Genomic DNA, 20,885 nt, shown 5'->3' on the forward strand with positions numbered 1-20,885 from the left:
GTCCGCGGACAACGCGAAAGGCCCCCGGGATTCCCGGGGGCCTTTCACTTGTCCTGTTGCTGGGGTACCTGGACTCGAACCAAGAACGACGGTACCAGAAACCGCTGTGTTGCCAATTACACCATACCCCAAAAGGCCGTTGGCCTTCTGTTCCCGGTTGCCCGGGGCACGATCAACTACTGTACAGCATCCCGAGCGTCTTCGAGACCACCCACCAGGTCACGGTGCACGGCAGCCGCCGTCGCCGCCCCGTGACCGGCCGCCACGATGAGCTGTTCCGGTCCGGGCGGCGTCACGTCACCGACCGCGTAGAGCCCTGCGACACCTGTCCGCCCGAGCCGGTCGACCCGGACGAGGCCCTCCCCGTCACGCTCGACCGGGGCGTCGAGCCAGTCGAGGTCCGCGTGCCACACCGGGCGCACGAAGACCCCCGTGTGCGGCGTCACGGTGCCGTCGACGAGCCGGACGCCCGTGAGGCCCGACCGGTCCCCATCGAGATCCGCCACCGGACGCTCGTCCACCCGCACCCCGGCGGCCGCCAGACGCGCACGTCCGGCGGGGTCGAGCGGCGCGACCCCGTTCGTGTACACGACGAGGTCGTCGGTCCAGGACGCCAACAGCAGCGCCCGGTCGACGACGTCCGGCGTCTCGCAGACCAGTCCGAGGGCCTGACCGGCGTGCTCGTACCCGTCGCACTCGACGCAGCTGTGCGCGGACGTGCCGTAGAACGCCCGGAGCGACGGCAGCGCGGGGAACTCCTCGCGGAGCCCGGTCGCGACGACCACGGCACGCACCCGCGCCGACGTCTCGGTGCCGCGCCACGAGCCGTGCACCGTCCACGCGTCCCCGTCCGGGGCCACGCGGTCGACGACGGCCTGCACGACCGTGGCCTCCGGGTAGCCGGCGACCTCCTCGCGCCCGAGACGCCGCAGTTCGAGCGGCGAGATGCCGTCACGCGTCACGAACCCGTGCGACCGCAGCGTGGCGGCGTTCCGCGGGCGGTTCGCATCGACGAGGAGCACCGTCCGCCGTGCACGCACGAGGTTGAGCGCCGCGCTGAGCCCGGCCGGTCCCGCCCCGATGACCGCGACGTCCACCTGCACGATCTCAGCCGGCACCGCGTCAGCCGGCACCGCGTCAGCCGGCACCGCGTCAGCCGGCACCGCGTCGTCAGCTCCCACGGTGTCGTCAGCGATCCGCGAGCCGACGCAGCCGCGTCAGGGTGGACTCCTTGCCGAGGATCTCCATCGACTCGAACAGCGGCGGGCTGATGCGACGGCCGGACACCGCGACGCGCAGAGGTCCGAACGCGACCCGCGGCTTCAGGCCCATCTCGTCGATCAGCGCCGTGCGGAGCGCAGCCTCGATCGAGGCGGTGTCCCAGTTCTGCAGGCCCTCGAGCGCCGCCGTGCCGGCACGGAGCACCTCGGCCGTGTCGCCCTTGAGCGAGGCCAGTGCGTCGTCCTCGACCACCAGGTCGTCGTCCGCCGTGAACAGGAACCCGAGCAGTGCCGGCGCCTCGCCGAGCAGCTGCATGCGCTCCTGCACGAGCGGGGCTGCGGCGGTGAGCACGCGCTCCTCCTCCGGCGTGGGCGGGTCGGCGACCATCCCGTCAAGGTACGGCAGCAGTCGCGCGCGGAAGTCGTCGGCGTCGAGCAGTCGGATGTGGTCGCCGTTGATCGCCTCGGCCTTCTTGTGGTCGAAGCGGGCCGGGTTCGGGTTCACGTCGACGACGTCGAACGCCGCGACCATCTCGTCCGAGGTGAAGACGTCCCGGTCCGGTGCGATCGACCAGCCGAGCAGCGCGAGGTAGTTGAGCAGGCCCTCGGGGACCATGCCCGCGGCACGGTGGTGGAACAGGTTCGACTCGGGGTCGCGCTTCGAGAGCTTCTTGTTGCCTTCCCCCATCACGTACGGCATGTGCCCGAAGCGCGGGATGAAGGACGTGATCCCCACCTCGTACAGCGCCTCGTACAGGGCGATCTGTCGCGGTGTCGACGACAGCAGGTCCTCGCCGCGGAGCACGTGGGTGATCCCCATCAGGGCGTCGTCCACCGGGTTCGTGAACGTGTAGAGCGGCTTGCCGTTCGGACGCACCACGACGAAGTCCGGGAACGTCCCCTGCTTGAAGGTGATCTCGCCGCGCACGAGGTCCTCGAAGCTCAGGTCACGGTCCGGCACGCGCAGCCGCAGTGCCGGCTGCCGGCCCTCGTCACGGAAGGCCTGACGCTCCGCCTCGGTCAGGTCGCGCTCGTGGTTGTCGTAGCCCTGCTTCGGGTCGCGACCGGCGGCCTTGTTGCGCGCCTCCATCTCCTCCGGGGTGACGTACGACTCGTAGACGTGCCCCGACGCGCGCAGCTTCGCGATGACGTCGTCGTACAGGTCCGAACGCTCCGACTGCCGGTAGGGGCCGTGCGGGCCGCCGACCTCGACACCCTCGTCCCAGTCCAACCGGAGCCACCGGAGTGCGTCGAGGATCTGCTCGTACGACTCCTCGCTGTCCCGGGCGGCGTCGGTGTCCTCGATGCGGAACACGAGCTTGCCGCCGTTGTGGCGGGCGTAGGCCCAGTTGAAGAGCGCCGTCCGGATGAGGCCCACGTGCGGGGTCCCCGTCGGGCTCGGGCAGAAACGGACGCGGATGTCGGAGCCGGTTGCGGCGGTGAACGGTGCAGTCATGACGGGTCGATCCTACCGGCAGCCCACCGCCCCGAGCAGGCGGCAGGAGACGCTGTGGAAGAGGGCCCGGAAACGCAGGGAACCCCTGACCAGTCATGGTCAGGGGTTCCCTGGTGTTACCAACGTTGAGTCCGGCGGCGTCCTACTCTCCCACAAGGTCCCCCTTGCAGTACCATCGGCGCTGAGAGGCTTAGCTTCCGGGTTCGGAATGTGACCGGGCGTTTCCCTCTCGCTATGACCACCGGAACACCTTCGACTTGACCCATCGGATCAAGAAAGCTGTCCCGCGCATGCGCGGTGTTCAGTTTCATGTTCCCGATCGTCTGTCGGGAACCACAAAGTGGACGCGAGCCCCGCACCAACGGTGTGGGTAAAAAGTGTGTTGTCAAGTCTTCGGCTTATTAGTACCGGTCAGCTCCACGGGTCGTTAGTCCCCGCTTCCACATCCGGCCTATCAACCCAGTAGTCTGCTGGGAGCCTCTCACACTCAAGGTGCATGGAAATCTCATCTCGAAGACGGCTTCCCGCTTAGATGCTTTCAGCGGTTATCCGGTCCGAACGTAGCTAATCAGCGGTGCCCTTGGCAGAACAACTGACACACCAGAGGTTCGTCCATCCCGGTCCTCTCGTACTAGGGATAGATCTTCTCAAATTTCCAACGCGCGCAGCGGATAGGGACCGAACTGTCTCACGACGTTCTAAACCCAGCTCGCGTACCGCTTTAATGGGCGAACAGCCCAACCCTTGGGACCTACTCCAGCCCCAGGATGCGACGAGCCGACATCGAGGTGCCAAACCATGCCGTCGATATGGACTCTTGGGCAAGATCAGCCTGTTATCCCCGAGGTACCTTTTATCCGTTGAGCGACAGCGCTTCCACAAGCCACTGCCGGATCACTAGTCCCGACTTTCGTCCCTGCTCGACCTGTCAGTCTCACAGTCAAGCTCCCTTGTGCACTTACACTCGCCACCTGATTGCCAACCAGGTTGAGGGAACCTTTGGGCGCCTCCGTTACTCTTTGGGAGGCAACCGCCCCAGTTAAACTACCCATCAGGCACTGTCCATGAACCCGATCAGGGTCCTACGTTAGACATCCAAAGTGACCAGAGTGGTATTTCAACAATGACTCCACGAACACTAGCGTGCCCGCTTCACAGTCTCCCACCTATCCTACACAAGCCACTCCGAACACCAATACCAAACTGTAGTAAAGGTCACGGGGTCTTTCCGTCCTGCTGCGCGTAACGAGCATCTTTACTCGTAGTGCAATTTCGCCGAGTTCGCGGTTGAGACAGCTGGGAAGTCGTTACGCCATTCGTGCAGGTCGGAACTTACCCGACAAGGAATTTCGCTACCTTAGGATGGTTATAGTTACCACCGCCGTTTACTGGGGCTTAAATTCAGAGCTTCGCCCGGAGGCTAACCCTTCCTCTTAACCTTCCAGCACCGGGCAGGCGTCAGTCCGTATACATCGTCTTGCGACTTCGCACGGACCTGTGTTTTTAGTAAACAGTCGCTTCCCACTGGTCTCTGCGGCCTTCAACGCTCAACAAAGCAAGTTCGTATCACGTGTCCGGCCCCCCTTCTCCCGAAGTTACGGGGGCATTTTGCCGAGTTCCTTAACCACGATTCTCTCGATCTCCTTGGTATTCTCTACCTGACCACCTGAGTCGGTTTCGGGTACGGGCGGCTGCAACCTCGCGTCGATGCTTTTCTCGGCAGCATAGGATCACTGATTTCCCCAAACGGGTACGCGTCGGATCTCAGGCACACAGACGACGGATTTGCCTATCGTCAGCCCTACATCCTTACACCAGGTTCACCTTACGGATACCATCGCCTGGCTCAGCTACCTTCCTGCGTCACACCTGTTCATACGCTAGCCGCACCAGCATGGGGTCGAGCGTTAGACCGGACACCATCACCCCGAAGGGATCCGGTGAATCCGGGTTAGGACTCTTAGCACCACTGGATTAGCTTGGGCGGTTGTTCGCCGGTACGGGAATATCAACCCGTTGTCCATCGACTACGCCTGTCGGCCTCGCCTTAGGTCCCGACTTACCCAGGGCGGATTAACCTGGCCCTGGAACCCTTGGTCTTTCGGAGGACGGGTTTCTCACCCGTCTTTCGCTACTCATGCCTGCATTCTCACTCGTGTGGCGTCCACGGCTGGATTCCTCCGCCGCTTCACTCGCCACACGACGCTCTCCTACCACTCCGCACGACTGAACCACGAAGGCTAATCGGTGTGCGAAATCTACAACTTCGGCGGTGTGCTTGAGCCCCGTTACATTGTCGGCGCGGAATCACTTGACCAGTGAGCTATTACGCACTCTTTCAAGGGTGGCTGCTTCTAAGCCAACCTCCTGGTTGTCTGTGCAACTCCACATCCTTTCCCACTTAGCACACGCTTAGGGGCCTTAGTTGGTAGTCTGGGTTGTTTCCCTCTCGACGATGAAGCTTATCCCCCACCGTCTCACTGCTGCGCTCTCACTCACCGGCATTCGGAGTTTGGCTGACGTCAGTAACCTGTTGAGGCCCATCGGCCATCCAGTAGCTCTACCTCCGGCGAGAAACACGCAACGCTGCACCTAAATGCATTTCGGAGAGAACCAGCTATCACGAAGTTTGATTGGCCTTTCACCCCTATCCACAGCTCATCCCCTCCATTTTCAACTGAAGTGGGTTCGGTCCTCCACGACGTCTTACCGTCGCTTCAACCTGGCCATGGATAGATCACTTCGCTTCGGGTCTAGGACATGCGACTGAATCGCCCTATTCAGACTCGCTTTCGCTACGGCTGCCCCACACGGGTTAACCTCGCCACATATCACTAACTCGCAGGCTCATTCTTCAAAAGGCACGCCGTCACCCCTACAAGGAGGCTCCGACGGTTTGTAAGCAAACGGTTTCAGGTACTATTTCACTCCCCTCCCGGGGTACTTTTCACCTTTCCCTCACGGTACTTGTCCGCTATCGGTCATCTGGGAGTATTTAGGCTTATCAGGTGGTCCTGACAGATTCACACGGGATTTCTCGGGCCCCGTGCTACTTGGGATACACATCCGGCCATAACACCATTTCGTCTACGGGGCTGGCACCCACTACGGCCCGGCTTTCAAACCGGTTCGACTATGATGCGCTGTAACCGCCCCAGTCCGGCAGAACTGAGCGACGTGTCCCACAACCCCGACCATGCAACGCCCGCCGGCTATCACACATGATCGGTTTAGCCTCATCCGCTTTCGCTCGCCACTACTCACGGAATCACATGTTGTTTTCTCTTCCTGTGGGTACTGAGATGTTTCACTTCCCCACGTTCCCTCTACCCGCCCTATATATTCAGGCGGGAGTCACCAGGTCACAAAAGCGCCTGGCGGGGTTTCCCCATTCGGAAATCCTCGGCTCACAGCTCGATTATCAGCTCCCCGAGGCTTATCGCAGATTTCTACGTCCTTCTTCGGCTCCAGATGCCAAGGCATCCACCGTTTGCTCTTAGAAACTTGACCACAAAGATTAAAAATTGCAATCCACTCACAACAAGCCGGTCAGACCCGAAGGCCCACCAACCATTGCAAGCGATTTCAAAGATGCTCGCGTCCACTGTGTAGTTCTCAACATACGATCGGCACCACACCCCACCGACACCAACGCATCAGCTTCATGTGGCCCACCGAAGAACCCTGACGGATCACTCCGCCGGCTCAACCCCCGGAAACCGTCCACCCTGGAACAGGGCAGCGACCGGGAAGCCTGGTCCCTCAGGACCCAACAACGTGCACCAGCCGACCCGCTCACCACCGACCCGTCCCAACCAGCAAGCTGGCGTACTAGGGCCGGAAGCTGCGCTCCCGACTGCACTGTCAATGTTCCACCCATGAGCTACCCGTCGGACACGTTCGGTCCGAACCAGGCGCCTGGACCCACCCCACACCTGCCTACTGCAGACGAGGGGACGAGCCAGATGCTCCTTAGAAAGGAGGTGATCCAGCCGCACCTTCCGGTACGGCTACCTTGTTACGACTTAGTCCTAATCACCGATCCCACCTTCGACGGCTCCTTCCACAAGGGTTAGGCCACCGGCTTCGGGTGTTACCGACTTTCATGACTTGACGGGCGGTGTGTACAAGGCCCGGGAACGTATTCACCGCAGCGTTGCTGATCTGCGATTACTAGCGACTCCGACTTCATGAGGTCGAGTTGCAGACCTCAATCCGAACTGAGACCGGCTTTTTGGGATTCGCTCCACCTTACGGTATCGCAGCCCTTTGTACCGGCCATTGTAGCATGCGTGAAGCCCAAGACATAAGGGGCATGATGATTTGACGTCATCCCCACCTTCCTCCGAGTTGACCCCGGCAGTCTCCTATGAGTCCCCGCCATAACGCGCTGGCAACATAGAACGAGGGTTGCGCTCGTTGCGGGACTTAACCCAACATCTCACGACACGAGCTGACGACAACCATGCACCACCTGTACACCGACCACAAGGGGGCAACCATCTCTGGCCGTTTCCGGTGTATGTCAAGCCTTGGTAAGGTTCTTCGCGTTGCATCGAATTAATCCGCATGCTCCGCCGCTTGTGCGGGCCCCCGTCAATTCCTTTGAGTTTTAGCCTTGCGGCCGTACTCCCCAGGCGGGGCGCTTAATGCGTTAGCTACGACACAGAAACCGTGGAAAGGTCCCTACATCTAGCGCCCAACGTTTACGGCGTGGACTACCAGGGTATCTAATCCTGTTCGCTCCCCACGCTTTCGCTCCTCAGCGTCAGTTACGGCCCAGAGATCTGCCTTCGCCATCGGTGTTCCTCCTGATATCTGCGCATTCCACCGCTACACCAGGAATTCCAATCTCCCCTACCGCACTCTAGTCTGCCCGTACCCACTGCAAGCCCGAGGTTGAGCCTCGGGATTTCACAGCAGACGCGACAAACCGCCTACGAGCTCTTTACGCCCAATAATTCCGGACAACGCTTGCACCCTACGTATTACCGCGGCTGCTGGCACGTAGTTAGCCGGTGCTTTTTCTGCAGGTACCGTCACTTACGCTTCTTCCCTACTAAAAGAGGTTTACAACCCGAAGGCCGTCATCCCTCACGCGGCGTTGCTGCATCAGGCTTTCGCCCATTGTGCAATATTCCCCACTGCTGCCTCCCGTAGGAGTCTGGGCCGTGTCTCAGTCCCAGTGTGGCCGGTCACCCTCTCAGGCCGGCTACCCGTCGTCGCCTTGGTGAGCCATTACCTCACCAACAAGCTGATAGGCCGCGAGTCCATCCCCAACCAAAAAATCTTTCCACCACCAGACCATGCGGCCGGCAGTCATATCCAGTATTAGACGTCGTTTCCAACGCTTATCCCAGAGTCAGGGGCAGGTTACTCACGTGTTACTCACCCGTTCGCCACTAATCCACCCAGCAAGCTGGGCATCATCGTTCGACTTGCATGTGTTAAGCACGCCGCCAGCGTTCGTCCTGAGCCAGGATCAAACTCTCCGTAAAAAAATACAACCAACACCCGAAAGCGTCAGCGAGTTGAAACTGACTGTAAAGACTGTCTACTGACAATCAATTCAATCCAAAAGGAATTGTCTCCGACAACCGCAACCCCCAAAAGAGCCACGATCGCACGGGGTCAAAATAATTGGCATTGACAATGTGCACGCTGTTGAGTTCTCAAGGACCAGACGCACCCACCAATCAGCCCGGTAACACCGGACCTCAACAGAGGGGCTTTCGATCTCGACACCCCGGAACGCCACCTTGCGGTGCGTGTTCGTTCGTGGGGTTGGTTGCCTGAGCGGGACCCCGTCCGGACTGCATCCTCCGGATCGATGACCCGGTGACCGTCTCGGCCGTTCCGTTCTCCGCCTCAGCGGCAACGAGTGATTACTCTACACACGCCCCAGGGACCTCGCCAACCAGCGCACCGCCCGGGCGTGTCGCCCACGCGAGCACGCCAGGAAGCAGGACGGCCCGCTCCCCCGGTGGGGAGCGGGCCGTTCGGCATCGCGGGCTCAGTGCCGGGCGATGACGGGGTTCTTCAGGGAGCCGATGCCCTCGATGAGGACCTCGACGACCTCGCCGTCGCGGATCTGCCCGACGCCGGCCGGGGTCCCGGTCAGGATGACGTCACCGGGCAGGAGCGTCCAGATCGACGACACGAACTCGACCAGGGTCGGGATGTCGTGGACCATCTCGGCGGTCGAGGCCGCCTGGCGCAGCTCCCCGTCGACACGGGTCTCCAGCCGGATGTCCGACGGGTCGATCTCGGTCTCGATCACCGGACCGAGCGGGCAGAACGTGTCGAAGCCCTTCGAGCGGGTCCACTGGCCGTCGCGGGCCTGCAGGTCTCGGGCGGTCACGTCGTTCGCGATCGTGTACCCGAGCACGACGCTTGCGAAGTCCTCGCGCCGGACGTTCTTGGCGAGCGACCCGATCACGATCGCGAGTTCGCCCTCGTGGTCGACCCGGCCGACGTCGGCCGGCAGACGGATGGGGTCGTCAGGACCGACCACCGCCGTGTTCGGCTTGAGGAAGACCACCGGGTCGTCCCCGGAGCGCTCGTCCATCTCGGACGCGTGCTCGGCGTAGTTCAGGCCCACGCCGATGACCTTCGACCGCGGGATCACCGGGGCGAGGAGCTTCGCGTCGGCGAGCGGCACCCGCTCCCCCGTCGTCTCGAACCCCTGGTACATCGGGTCCCCCGCGAGCACGACCAGGTCGCGTTCGTCGAGGATGCCGTACCGAGGGTCTTCACCCGTGCTGCTGAACCGTGCGATCTTCACCGTTCGACCCTACCGATCCCGCGCTCAGACCGGGTCGGTCAGCCGCGTCATCCACCCGTGCGGGTCGGGACGACGGCCGTACTGGATGTCGGTGAGCTCGTCGCGGAGGGACATCGTGAGCTCGCCGGCGCCGACCGTCGGCGAACCGATGGTGAACCCGTCGCCGCGGAGCTCGGCGATCGGCGTGACGACCGCTGCGGTCCCGCACGCGAACGCCTCGGTGATCGAGCCGTCGGCGACGCCGTCACGCCACTCGTCGAGGGCGACCCGGCGGCGCTCGACCCGGAGCCCGCGGTCCTCGGCGAGCTGCAGGATCGAGTCGCGCGTGATGCCCTCGAGGATCGACTCGGAGTCCGGCGTCACGAGCGTGCCGTCGGACTTCACGAGCACGACGTTCATGCCGCCGAGCTCCTCGAGGTACTTGCCCTCTTCCGAGTCGAGGAACATGACCTGCTGGCAGCCCTGCTCGTAGGCCTCCTGCTGGGGCAGCAGGGACGCCGCGTAGTTGCCGCCGGTCTTCGCCGCACCCGTGCCACCGCGGGCGGCGCGGGCGTACTGCGTGGAGAGCCAGATCGACACGGGCTTCGGGCCGGAGGTGAAGTACGCGCCGGCCGGGCTCGCGATGCAGTGGTACGCGACCGCCTGCGCGGCACGGACCCCGAGGAACGACTCCGTCGCGATCATGAACGGGCGCAGGTACAGGCTGGTCTCCGGAGCGGACGGCACCCAGTCGACGTCCGTGCGCACGAGCTGCCGGATGGACTCGACGAACACCTCGACCGGCAGTTCGGGCAGCGCCAGGCGACGGGCCGACCGCTGGAACCGGCGGGCGTTCGCGTCCGGCCGGAACGACCACACCGAGCCGTCCGCGTGCCGGTAGGCCTTGAGGCCCTCGAAGATCTCCTGCGCGTAGTGGAACACGCTCGCGCTCGGGTCGAGCGAGAGCGGCCCGTACGGGTGGACCGACGCGTCGTGCCACCCGCCGTCGAGCGTCCACTGCACGGTCGCCATGTGGTCCGTGAAGTGCTTGCCGAAGCCCGGGTCGGCCAGGATCTCCTCGCGCTCGGCCGCCGCACGGCGCTCGGGCGAGGGGACGCTCGCGAACGCGAGGTCGAAGGACGTGTCGGTGTCGGTGCTCATCGGGGTGACTCCTGTCAGGCGGTGGTGGTGCGTGCCGCTGCGGCGATCGCGTCGCCGATCTCGGCCGTGCGGCGGTGCGTGGTGCCCCGGCCGGCGAGGTCGGCCTCGACCGCCCGCGTCACGACCGCCGCGAGGTCACCGCGACCGATGTGGTCGAGGAGCAACGCGACGGACAGGATCGCGGCCGTCGGGTCGGCGAGCTGCTGGCCTGCGATGTCCGGCGCGGAACCGTGGACCGGCTCGAACATGCTGGGGAAGGTGCCGTCCGGGTTCAGGTTCCCCGAGGCCGCCAGACCGATGCCGCCGCTGATCGCGCCGGCGAGGTCGGTGATGATGTCGCCGAACAGGTTGTCGGTGACGATGACGTCGAACCTACCGGGTTCGCGGACCATGTGGATCGTCACGGCGTCGACGTGCTGGTAGTCGACCGTGACGTCGGGGTGCTCCTCGGCCACCGCGGCGACCGTGCGCTGCCAGAGCGATCCGGCGTGCACGAGGACGTTGCTCTTGTGCACGAGCGTCAGGTGCTTCCGCGGCCGACGCTCGGCCAGGTCGAACGCGTACCGGACCACGCGCTCGACACCGTGCGCGGTGTTGAGCGAGACCTCGGTCGCGATCTCGTGCGGCGTCCCGACCCGGATCGCGCCGCCGTTGCCGACGTAGGGGCCCTCGGTGCCCTCGCGGACCACCACGAAGTCGACCTCGCCCGGGTCGGCGAGCGGACTCGCGACCGAGGAGTACACCGTCGTCGGGCGCAGGTTGACGTAGTGGTCGAACGCGAACCGGAGCTTCAGGAGCAGGCCGCGTTCGATGATGCCGCCGGCGAGCCGCGGGTCGCGCGGGTCGCCGCCGACGGCGCCGAGCAGGATCGCGTCGTGCTCGGCGAGGGCGGACATGTCGTCGTCGGTCAGGACGTCGCCGGTCTCCAGGTACCGGGTCGCGCCGAGCGAGAACGCGGTCTCCGCGACGAGGAGGTCGTCCGGCAGCACCGCGTGCAGGACCTTCAGCGCCTCGTCGACGACCTCGGGACCGATCCCGTCGCCGCGGACGACCGCGAGCTTGAGCGACTGTGCCATGTCCGCCACTCCCCTACAGCGTGATGTCGATCTCGCGGAGCGAGGTCGCGTCGATGGTGGACCGGACGTGCTCGAGGATCTCGGCGGGCACCGGCGAGTCGACGGTCAGGACGCTGAGCGCCTGGCCACCGGCTTCGCGGCGGGAGATCTGCATCGCGGCGATGTTGATGCCCGCCTCGCCGAACTCCTTGCCGTAGACCGCGACGATGCCCGGGCGGTCGGTGTAGACCATCACGACGTGGTGCGACTCGAGGGCGACCTCGACGTCGTGGCCGTTGATCTCGACGAGCTTCTCGACCTGCTTCGGGCCGGTCAGGGTGCCGGAGACGCTGATCGCCGGGCCGTCGGACTGGGCGCCGCGGATCGTGAGCACGTTGCGGTACTCCGGGCTGTCCGCGTCGGTGATGAGCCGCACGGTGACCCCGCGCTGCTCCGCGATGAGCGGTGCGTTGACGTAGGACACCTGGTCGCTGACGACGTCCGTGAACACGCCCTTGAGCGCCGCGAGCTTGAGGACGCTGACGTCGTACTGCGCGAGCTCGCCGTGGACCTCGACGTCGATGCTCGTGACCGGCGAGGTCGCGAGGCCGGTGAAGACCTGGCCGAGCTTCTCCATCAGCGGGATGCCCGGGCGGACGTACGGGTCGATGACACCACCGGCGACGTTCACGGCGTCGGGGACGAGCTCGCCGCCGAGCGCCAGGCGCACGGACTTGGCGACCGAGACCCCCGCCTTCTCCTGCGCTTCGTCGGTCGAGGCGCCGAGGTGCGGCGTGACGACGACGTTCGGCAGCGCGAGGAGCGGCGAGTCCTTCGGCGGCTCGGAGACGAAGACGTCCAGGCCGGCGCCGGCGATCGTGCCCGCGGTGAGGGCGCGGTGCAGGGCGTCCTCGTCGATGAGCCCGCCGCGTGCGACGTTCACGACGAAGGCGCTCGGCTTCATGAGCGCGAACTGCTCGTCGGAGATCATGCCGACCGTCTCCGGGGTCTTCGGCATGTGGATCGTGGTGAAGTCCGCGCGGCGCAGGAGGTCCTCGAGCGACACGAGTTCGACGCCCAGCTGCTGCGCCCGGGCCGACGTGACGTAGGGGTCGTACGCGATGACCGAGACGCCGAACGCCTGCAGGCGCTGGGTGATGAGCGCGCCGATCCGGCCGAGGCCGATGATGCCGACGGTCTTCTCGTACAGCTCGACGCCCGTGTACGACGAGCGCTTCCAGGCCCCCGCGGCGAGCGACGCGTGCGCCGCCGGGATGTGCCGGGCCAGCGACAGGATGTGCCCGACGGTCAGCTCGGCCGCCGAGATGATGTTCGAGGTCGGCGCGTTGACGACCATCACACCGGCGGTCGTGGCCGCCTTGATGTCGACGTTGTCGAGGCCGACGCCGGCGCGGGCGACGACCTTGAGCTGCGGCGCGGCGGCGATCGCCTCGGCGTCGATCTTCGTGGCGGAGCGGACGAGCACGGCGTGCGCGTCGGCCAGGGAGGCCAGGAGGGCGGGTCGGTCGGTACCGTCCACGTTCCGGATCTCGAAGTCGGGCCCGAGGGCGTCGACGGTGGCGGGCGAGAGTTCTTCGGCGATCAGGACGACCGGCTTCGGCACAGCTGCAGTTCCTCACACGAGACGGGCGGTATCCCACCATCGTATCGACGCGAGCAGGCGGTTACGACCGTCCCGGTGGTCCGGTCCGGGACCACGCGGCGGACGGGAGGATCGTGGCGGGCGTGCCACGAGCCTCCTTTCCGTGGGGTGGTCGCGTCAGAAGTCGAGGAGCCGGGGCACGAAGAGCTGGAGGTCCAGCCAGAGCGCACCCGCGGCAGCGAAGGCGACCACGAAGACGCCGACCGTCACGGCGAGACGCGTGCGGCGCGTCACCCAGAGGGCGACCGCGAACGCGACCGGCGCGATCGCGATGTCCAGGACCAACCACACCCACGGGGTGCTGCGCTGCAGCGAACCGCCGCCGGACGCGGACTCGAGGAACGTGTTGAAGGCGCGGACCGACTGCGAGACGGTCACCAGGTTCCCGACGCTCTGGACGGTCATGTAGGCGAAGAGGACGCCGAAGACGGCCCAGACGACGATCCGACCGACGAGGGGCGATGACTGCCGGCGCGTCGCCGGCGTGGCCGCGGTCACCCGAAGCTCCTGGTCATGAGGAACGGCCACGGGAACAGGACGGCGGCGCCGAGCAGCATCCAGAGGAGCCGCGTGCGGGTGCGACGGCCACGGGCCGCCCAGAGGACGACCGTGAACCAGAGCGCTGGCGCGACGATGGACAGGAACCGGAGGACCTCGACGAACACCGTCAGCAGGGTGTCGACGTTCGCCACGTACGACGTCGACGCGGTGAGGAGCCACGCGACCGTGTAGAGCAGGTAGAGCCCGCCGAAGACGCCGAAGCCGATCAGGGCGCCGGAGGTCTCGGGCGTCTCGGGGTCGCGGCCGCCACGGTCCTTGACGGCGACCGGGTTGTGGGCCGCGTCGACGTGGGTCGCGTCGTCGGCGTCGCCCCAGCTGAGGGCTTCGTCGTCATCGCGGTCGACCGAGCCGTCGGGCGGGGAAGCTGCCGTGGTCATGGGGACGATTCTACGAGCCGTCGGCGACCGCGGCCGCACCGCGGGGTGGTCAGACGTCGGCGGGCTGGGTCGCGAGGACCTCGGCGACGACCTCGCGCACGGCCGGGAAGAGCGGGTGGCTCTCCATCAGACCCGTGAGGATCTCGGTGAGCGCGTGCGCGGTCGCGCCGGAGCGCAGGAGCGCGTGCAGCTCGATCGACTCGGGGTCGTTCTCGTCGTCGAACGCGAGCGCGGCGCGGACGGCACCGAGCAGGTGGTCGACCGGCAGGCCGCGCTCGGCGAGCTGCGACGCGGGGCCGACGAAGCGCTCGCGACGGCCGAGCTTCCGGAGCGGGTTCCGCCCGACCCGGACGGTGGTGTCCGGGAGCAGCGGGTTCGCGATGCGGGTCAGGTTCGCGGCCACGTAGCGGGCGTGCTCGGCCGGGTCGAACCCGTGCTTCACCACGAGCAGCGCGGTGGTCTCGGCGAGGACGCCGTCCACCTCGGCGCGGACGTCGCGGTCCTCGAGGGCCTCGCGGATGAGGCGGATCCCCCGGACGTAGCCGTGGTAGGCGGCCGTCGCGTGCGCGGTGTTGACCGTGTAGAGCTTGCGCTCGACGAACGGCTGCAGGTCGTCGACCCACGTCACGCCGTCGATCTGCGGCGGCTCGGAGTCCGAGTCGGCGAACGGCGTCCGCTCGATGACCCACTCGTAGAACGGCTCGAGCACGACGTCGAGCCCGCCGGACTGGCCGAGCACGCCGGACTGGTCGGGGACGATCCGGTCGATCGCGCAGTTGGCGAAGACGGCGGCGATGTCGCGGTCCTCGAGGATCGGCGCACGACGGATGCTGGCGTGCAGGGAGTCGGTCGCGTTGAACGCGTTCTCGCAGGCGACGATCGTGACGTCACCGCGGTCGAGCGGCCTGGCGGCCAGGCCCTCGGCGATGACCGGGGCGACGAGCGGCAGCGTGCGGGCCCCGACGGCCGTGGTGACGACGTCGGCCTCCGCGATCGCCTGCACGACGCGGTCGCGGTCGGTCTTGCTGCTCAGCGCGTGGAAGCCGTACACGAGGTGCTCGACGGGCATCTCGCCGACCTCGTGCACCACGAAGCGGCCGGCCTCGTTGAGAGCCGAGACGACCCGGGCGTCGACGTCGACGAACGTGAGCTCGTAGCCGCTCGCGACCAGGAACTGGCCCACGAATCCGCGCCCGATCTTGCCGGCGCCGATGTGGACCGCTCGCTTCGTCACCGCCATCCGTCGATCCTCGCACGTCGGGAGGACCGGTCGTGACCACTCCTCGTGGACGGCAGGGCCGTCGCGAGGGTGGTCACGGGGTCGGCGGGACCCGGCCGTCGGGCGGCGCGGGGACAGGTGGGGTACTGGTGCATGAGGTCCGTGTCACATCGCGAGGCGGCGGTGCAGTCGCACCGCCGCCTCGTCGTCGAGTGTGGTGTCCGCAGACTACCGCGCGGCCGAGCCGTCCACGTAGTCGGCGTCGTTCGACTTCCACGCGAACAGGGCGCGGAGCTCGCGGCCGGTCGCCTCGATCGGGTGGTTCTCACCCTTCTCGCGCAGGGCCGTGAACTCCGGCGCGCCGGCATCCTGGTCCGCGATGAAGCGCTTCGCGAAGGTGCCGTCCTGGATGTCCGCGAGGACGGCCTTCATGTTCTCCTTGACCTCGGGCGAGATCACGCGCGGGCCGGAGACGTAGTCGCCGAACTCGGCCGTGTCGGAGATCGACCAGCGCTGCTTCGTGAGACCGCCCTCCCAGATGAGGTCGACGATGAGCTTGAGCTCGTGCAGGACCTCGAAGTACGCGATCTGCGGCTGGTAGCCGGCCTCGGTCAGGGTCTCGAAGCCGTACTGGATGAGCTGCGAGGTGCCACCGCACAGGACGGCCTGCTCACCGAACAGGTCGGTCTCGGTCTCCTCGGTGAAGGTCGTCTTGATGCCGCCGGCGCGCAGGCCGCCGATCGCCTTCGAGTAGGACCACGCGAGGTCCCAGGCCGATCCGGACGCGTCGACCTCGACGGCCACGATCACGGGCACGCCGCGGCCGGCCTCGTACTCGCGGCGCACGGTGTGACCGGGGCCCTTCGGCGCGACGAGGGAGACGTCGACGCCCTCGGGGGCCTCGATGTAGCCGTAGCGGATGTTGAAGCCGTGGCCGAAGACGAGCGTGGCGCCCGGCTTGAGGTTCGGCTCGATGTCCTCGCGGTAGACGATGCGCTGGACCTGGTCCGGGGCGAGGATGACGACGACGTCGGCCCACTTCGTGACCTCGGCCGGGGTCTGCACGTCGAAGCCCGCCTCTTCGGCCTTCTGACGGCTCTTCGAGCCCTCCTTGAGGCCGATCTTGACCTCGACGCCCGAGTCACGGAGGTTGAGGGCGTGGGCGTGGCCCTGCGAGCCGTAGCCGATGACGGCGACCTTCTTGCCCTGGATGAGCGTCAGGTCGGCGTCGGCGTCGTACACGATGTCAGTCACGAGGGTGTGTCTCCTTGGTTCTGGTGGTCTGGTGCGCGTGCTGGAGCGGTGCTCAGCGGACGCGGTCGGTGATGCTCTTCGGGCCGCGGCCCATGCCGAGCAGGCCGGCACGGGCGAGTTCCTTGATGCCGTACGGCTCGAGGACGCGGAGGATGGCCTGGATCTTGCCGGGGTCGCCGGTCACCTCGACCACGAGCGAGTCGGTCGCCACGTCGACGACCTGCGCACGGAAGAGGGTCACGGCCTCGAGGACCGCCGACCGGGTCTGGTTGTCGACCCGGACCTTGACGAGCATGTGCTCGCGCTGCACCGACTGCGAGAAGTCGAGCTCGACGATCTTGATCACGTTGACGAGCTTGTTGAGCTGCTTCGTGACCTGCTCGAGCGGCAGGTCCTCGACGTCCACGACGACCGTGATCCGACTGAGGCCCTCGACCTCGGTGTTGCCCACCGCGAGCGACTCGATGTTGAAGCCGCGACGGGCGAACAGCCCGGCGACGCGCGTCAGCAGACCCGGCTTGTCCTCGACGAGCAGGGAGAGGACGTGGCTCATGCGGGGTCTCCGGTCATGTCGGCGTCCTCGACGTCCCAGCTGGGCGCGTGGTCGCGGGCGTACTCGATCGAGGAGTTGCCGACCCCCTGCGGGACCATCGGCCACACCATGGAGTCACGGCTCACCACGAAGTCGATGACGACGGGGCGGTCGTTCGTCTCGAGGGCGAGCTTGATCGCGTCGTCGACCTGGTCGGCGCGCTCGACGCGGATGCCGAGGGCACCGTACGCGTCGGCGAGCTTCACGAAGTCCGGCACGCGACGGCTCTCGTGGCCGGTCTCGAGGTCGGTGAAGGAGTGCCGACCGTCGTAGAACAGCGTCTGCCACTGCCGCACCATGCCGAGCGACGAGTTGTTGATGACCGCGACCTTGATCGGGATGTCGTTGATGACGCAGGTCGCGAGTTCCTGGTTCGTCATCTGGAAGCAGCCGTCGCCGTCGATCGCCCAGACCACGCGGTCCGGCTCGGCGACCTTCGCGCCCATCGCCGCAGGGACCGAGTAGCCCATCGTGCCCGCGCCGCCCGAGTTCAGCCACGCGTGCGGCCGCTCGTACTTGATGAACTGCGCCGACCACATCTGGTGCTGGCCGACCCCGGAGGCGTAGACGGCCTCGGGCCCGGTGAGCTCGCCGATGCGGCGGATGATCGCCTGCGGGGCGAGGAGTCCGTCGGTCGGCTCGGCGTACCCGAGCGGGAAGTCCGTCCGGAGCTGCTCGAGCTTGGTCCACCACGCGCTCGTGTCGGCACGGTCCGCGGCGACGTCGCCCCAGGCCTCGAGCAGGTCGACGAGGACCTCGCGGGCGTCGCCGACGATCGGCACGTCGGCGAACCGGATCTTCGAGATCTCGGCGGGGTCGATGTCGACGTGCACGACCTTGGCGTGCGGCGCGAACTCGTCGGCCTTGCCGGTCACGCGGTCGTCGAACCGTGCACCGAGGGCGATGATGAGGTCGCTGTCCTGCAGCCCGAGCACCGCGGGGACGGTGCCGTGCATGCCGGGCATGCCGAGGTGCTGCGGGTGCGAGTCGGGGAAGGCACCACGCGCCATGAGCGTCGTGACGACCGGCGCACCGGTGGCCTCGGCGAAGCGCAGCAGCTCGGCGGTCGCACCGGAGCGGACCACGCCGCCGCCGACGTACAGCACGGGACGCTCGGCCTCGGCGAGGAGCTGCGCCGCGGCGACGATCTGCTTGCCGTGCGCCTTCGTGACGGGGCGGTAGCCGGGCAGGTCGATCTTCGGCGGCCACACGTAGGGCGCCGACTTCTGCTGGGCGTCCTTCGTGATGTCGACGAGCACCGGGCCCGGACGACCGGTCGTGGCGATCTGGTGCGCGGCGGCGAGCGTCGCGGGGATGTCCGCCGGGTCGGTCACGAGGAACGAGTGCTTCGTGATCGGCATCGTGATCCCGACGATGTCGGCCTCCTGGAAGGCGTCCGTCCCCATCAGGGTCGAGAAGACCTGCCCGGTGATCGCGATGAACGGCACCGAGTCCATGTAGGCGTCGGCGATCGCGGTGACGAGGTTCGTCGCGCCGGGGCCGGACGTGGCGATCGCGACGCCGACCTTGCCGGAGGCCGAGGCGTAGCCCTCGGCCGCGTGGCCGGCGCCCTGTTCGTGCCGGACGAGGATGTGCCGGATCGTCGTGGACGCCATGAGCTCGTCGTAGAACGGGATGATGGCGCCGCCGGGCAGACCGAAGACGTCGGTGATCCCGAGGTGCTCGAGCGTCCGGAGGACGGCTCCCGAGCCGGTCAGGATCTCCGGCGACCGGCGTGCACCGGCGGCCGCGGACAGCGGAGTGGCTTCCGTGGGCATGAGGTGTTCCTTGCCTGGAGTGATGGCGGTGGTGCGGGTGTCGACGCTAGCCCGTGACCGCGCCCTTGGCGGCGGACTGGACGAGCTTCGCGAACTTCGCGAGGACTCCGCGGGTGTAGCGCGGGGGCAGCGGGGCCCAGCCTGCTCGGCGGGCCTCCAGCTCGGCGTCGTCGACCAGTAGGTCGAGCGAGCGAGCCGCGATGTCGACACGGATGCGGTCGCCATCGCGCACGAATGCCACTGGACCTGCGTCCACGGCTTCCGGTGCGATGTGGCCGATGCACAGGCCGGTTGTGCCGCCTGAGAATCGTCCGTCCGTCAACAGTAGTACATCCTTGCCGAGGCCCGCGCCCTTGATGGCGGCGGTGATCGCCAGCATCTCGCGCATGCCCGGGCCACCCTTCGGGCCCTCGTAGCGGATGACCACCACGTCGCCCTTCTGGATCTGCCCCTCGGTGAGGGCGTCCATCGCGGCACGCTCACGGTCGAACACCCGCGCGGGGCCCTCGAACACGGCGGCGTCGAACCCGGCGGTCTTCACGACGGCGCCGTCCGGGGCGAAGGAGCCCTTGAGGATGGTCAGGCCACCGGTCTCGTGGATCGGGTTGTCGAGCTTCCGGAACACCTCGCCGTCGAGCTCCGGCGGGTCGATCTCGGCCAGGTTCTCAGCGAGGGTCTTGCCGGTGACGGTCATGACGTCGCCGTGCAGCAGGCCGGCCTCGAGCAGCGCCTTCATGATCACCGGGATGCCGCCGTTGCGGTCGACGTCGACCATGACGTACTTGCCGAAGGGCTTCATGTCGGCCAGGTGCGGGACCTTCGAGCCGATGCGGTTGAAGTCGTCGAGGGTCAGTTCGACCTCGGCCTCGTGCGCGATCGCGAGCAGGTGCAGGACGACGTTGGTCGAGCCTCCCAGGGCCATGGCGACGGCGATGGCGTTCTCGAACGCCTCGCGCGTCAGGATCTGCCGGGCCGTCAGGCCGAGGCGGAGCATGTTGACGACGGCCTCGCCCGAGCGGCGCGCGTAGTAGTCACGCCGGCGGTCGGCGCTCGGCGGGGCGGCGGACCCCGGCAGCGACATGCCGAGGGCCTCGGCCACGCTCGCCATGGTGTTCGCCGTGTACATCCCGCCGCAGGCGCCCTCGCCCGGGACGATCGCGCACTCGATCTCCTTGAGCTCGGCCTCGGTCATGGTGCCGGCCTTGCACGCACCGACGCCCTCGAAGGAGTCGATGATCGTGACCTCCTTGAAGGAGCCGTCGGCCTGCTTCACGTAGCCCGGCATGACCGAGCCCGCGTAGAGGAAGACGCTCGCGAGGTCGAGGCGCGCGGCGGCCATGAGCATGCCGGGCAGCGACTTGTCGCAGCCGGCGAGGAGCACGGTGCCGTCGAGGCGCTCCGCGTTCACCACGGTCTCGACGCTGTCGGCGATGACCTCGCGCGAGACGAGCGAGAAGTGCATGCCCTCGTGGCCCATCGAGATCCCGTCGGAGACGGAGATGGTGCCGAACTGCAGCGGGTACCCGCCGCCGGAGTGCACGCCCTCCTTCGCGCCCTGCGCGAGGCGGTCGAGGGAGAGGTTGCAGGGGGTGATCTCGTTCCAGGAGGACGCGATCCCGATCTGCGGCTTGTCCCAGTCTGCGTCGCCCATGCCGACGGCCCGGAGCATGCCACGCGAGGTGGTCGCTTCGATCCCGTCGGTGACGACCCGGCTACGCGGCTTCACGTCGATGTCAGGCATGGTGCGAGTCTAGGACCGTTTGGGATACCAGCGGGACACGACCCG

General features: G+C 66.6%; 13 protein-coding genes, 1 tRNA gene and 3 rRNA genes. All 17 read right to left on the reverse strand.

Features of this window, described 5'->3' with window-relative positions:
* Nucleotides 1-59: 59 nt before the first annotated feature.
* Nucleotides 60-131: transfer RNA gene (locus LQK89_RS10320), tRNA-Gln, on the reverse strand.
* Between the two features lie 45 nt (nucleotides 132-176).
* Nucleotides 177-1,118, reverse strand: a complete 942-nt coding sequence (locus LQK89_RS10325) for an NAD(P)/FAD-dependent oxidoreductase (protein WP_231049047.1) — start codon at nucleotides 1,116-1,118, stop codon at nucleotides 177-179.
* A gap of 70 nt (nucleotides 1,119-1,188) precedes the next feature.
* Nucleotides 1,189-2,676 (reverse strand): glutamate--tRNA ligase, encoded by a 1,488-nt coding sequence (gltX, locus tag LQK89_RS10330; RefSeq protein ID WP_231049048.1) that lies wholly within the window; start codon nucleotides 2,674-2,676, stop codon nucleotides 1,189-1,191.
* 129 nt (nucleotides 2,677-2,805) lie between these two features.
* Nucleotides 2,806-2,922, reverse strand: a 5S ribosomal RNA gene (rrf, locus tag LQK89_RS10335).
* 135 nt (nucleotides 2,923-3,057) lie between these two features.
* Nucleotides 3,058-6,186, reverse strand: a 23S ribosomal RNA gene (locus LQK89_RS10340).
* 466 nt (nucleotides 6,187-6,652) lie between these two features.
* A 16S ribosomal RNA gene (locus LQK89_RS10345) occupies nucleotides 6,653-8,174 on the reverse strand.
* The 16S, 23S and 5S rRNA genes sit together here, the layout of an rRNA operon.
* Nucleotides 8,175-8,689: 515 nt before the next feature.
* Nucleotides 8,690-9,460, reverse strand: a complete 771-nt coding sequence (locus LQK89_RS10350; protein WP_058742969.1) for a fumarylacetoacetate hydrolase family protein — start codon at nucleotides 9,458-9,460, stop codon at nucleotides 8,690-8,692.
* Nucleotides 9,461-9,484: 24 nt separating this feature from the next.
* Nucleotides 9,485-10,600: a branched-chain amino acid aminotransferase gene (locus LQK89_RS10355; protein WP_231049049.1), complete on the reverse strand. Its 1,116-nt coding sequence runs from the start codon at nucleotides 10,598-10,600 to the stop codon at nucleotides 9,485-9,487.
* Between the two features lie 14 nt (nucleotides 10,601-10,614).
* The gene (locus LQK89_RS10360; protein ID WP_231049050.1) at nucleotides 10,615-11,676 is read right to left on the reverse strand and encodes a 3-isopropylmalate dehydrogenase; all 1,062 of its coding nucleotides are present in this window, start codon (nucleotides 11,674-11,676) and stop codon (nucleotides 10,615-10,617) included.
* Between the two features lie 13 nt (nucleotides 11,677-11,689).
* Nucleotides 11,690-13,279 carry a phosphoglycerate dehydrogenase gene (gene serA / locus LQK89_RS10365; protein WP_058742971.1) on the reverse strand — a complete coding sequence of 530 codons (1,590 nt, stop codon included), beginning with the start codon at nucleotides 13,277-13,279 and terminating at the stop codon, nucleotides 11,690-11,692.
* A 156-nt stretch (nucleotides 13,280-13,435) separates the two neighbouring features.
* Entirely contained in the window at nucleotides 13,436-13,816 is a 381-nt protein-coding gene (locus LQK89_RS10370; protein WP_058742972.1) for a hypothetical protein, read from the reverse strand.
* Nucleotides 13,813-14,256: a hypothetical protein gene (locus tag LQK89_RS10375; RefSeq protein ID WP_058742973.1), complete on the reverse strand. Its 444-nt coding sequence runs from the start codon at nucleotides 14,254-14,256 to the stop codon at nucleotides 13,813-13,815. Before LQK89_RS10375 ends, LQK89_RS10370 begins: the two co-directional genes overlap by 4 nt.
* Before the next feature lie 49 nt (nucleotides 14,257-14,305).
* Nucleotides 14,306-15,496, reverse strand: coding sequence for a mannitol-1-phosphate 5-dehydrogenase (locus LQK89_RS10380; RefSeq protein ID WP_231049051.1), 1,191 nt, complete (start codon nucleotides 15,494-15,496; stop codon nucleotides 14,306-14,308).
* 207 nt (nucleotides 15,497-15,703) lie between these two features.
* On the reverse strand, nucleotides 15,704-16,729 hold the full coding sequence (gene ilvC / locus LQK89_RS10385) for a ketol-acid reductoisomerase (protein WP_058742975.1): 1,026 nt from the start codon (nucleotides 16,727-16,729) through the stop codon (nucleotides 15,704-15,706).
* Nucleotides 16,730-16,781: 52 nt separating this feature from the next.
* Nucleotides 16,782-17,282, reverse strand: coding sequence for an acetolactate synthase small subunit (ilvN, locus tag LQK89_RS10390; RefSeq protein ID WP_022904394.1), 501 nt, complete (start codon nucleotides 17,280-17,282; stop codon nucleotides 16,782-16,784).
* The gene (locus LQK89_RS10395; RefSeq protein WP_058742976.1) at nucleotides 17,279-19,099 is read right to left on the reverse strand and encodes an acetolactate synthase large subunit; all 1,821 of its coding nucleotides are present in this window, start codon (nucleotides 19,097-19,099) and stop codon (nucleotides 17,279-17,281) included. The genes ilvN and LQK89_RS10395 overlap by 4 nt, the downstream gene beginning before the upstream one ends.
* Nucleotides 19,100-19,145: 46 nt before the next feature.
* Nucleotides 19,146-20,840 carry a dihydroxy-acid dehydratase gene (ilvD, locus tag LQK89_RS10400; RefSeq protein WP_058742977.1) on the reverse strand — a complete coding sequence of 565 codons (1,695 nt, stop codon included), beginning with the start codon at nucleotides 20,838-20,840 and terminating at the stop codon, nucleotides 19,146-19,148.
* Between the last annotated feature and the right edge of the window lie 45 nt (nucleotides 20,841-20,885).

The sequence above is a fragment of the Curtobacterium sp. C1 genome, assembly GCF_021049325.1.
Classification (GTDB): domain Bacteria; phylum Actinomycetota; class Actinomycetes; order Actinomycetales; family Microbacteriaceae; genus Curtobacterium; species Curtobacterium citreum.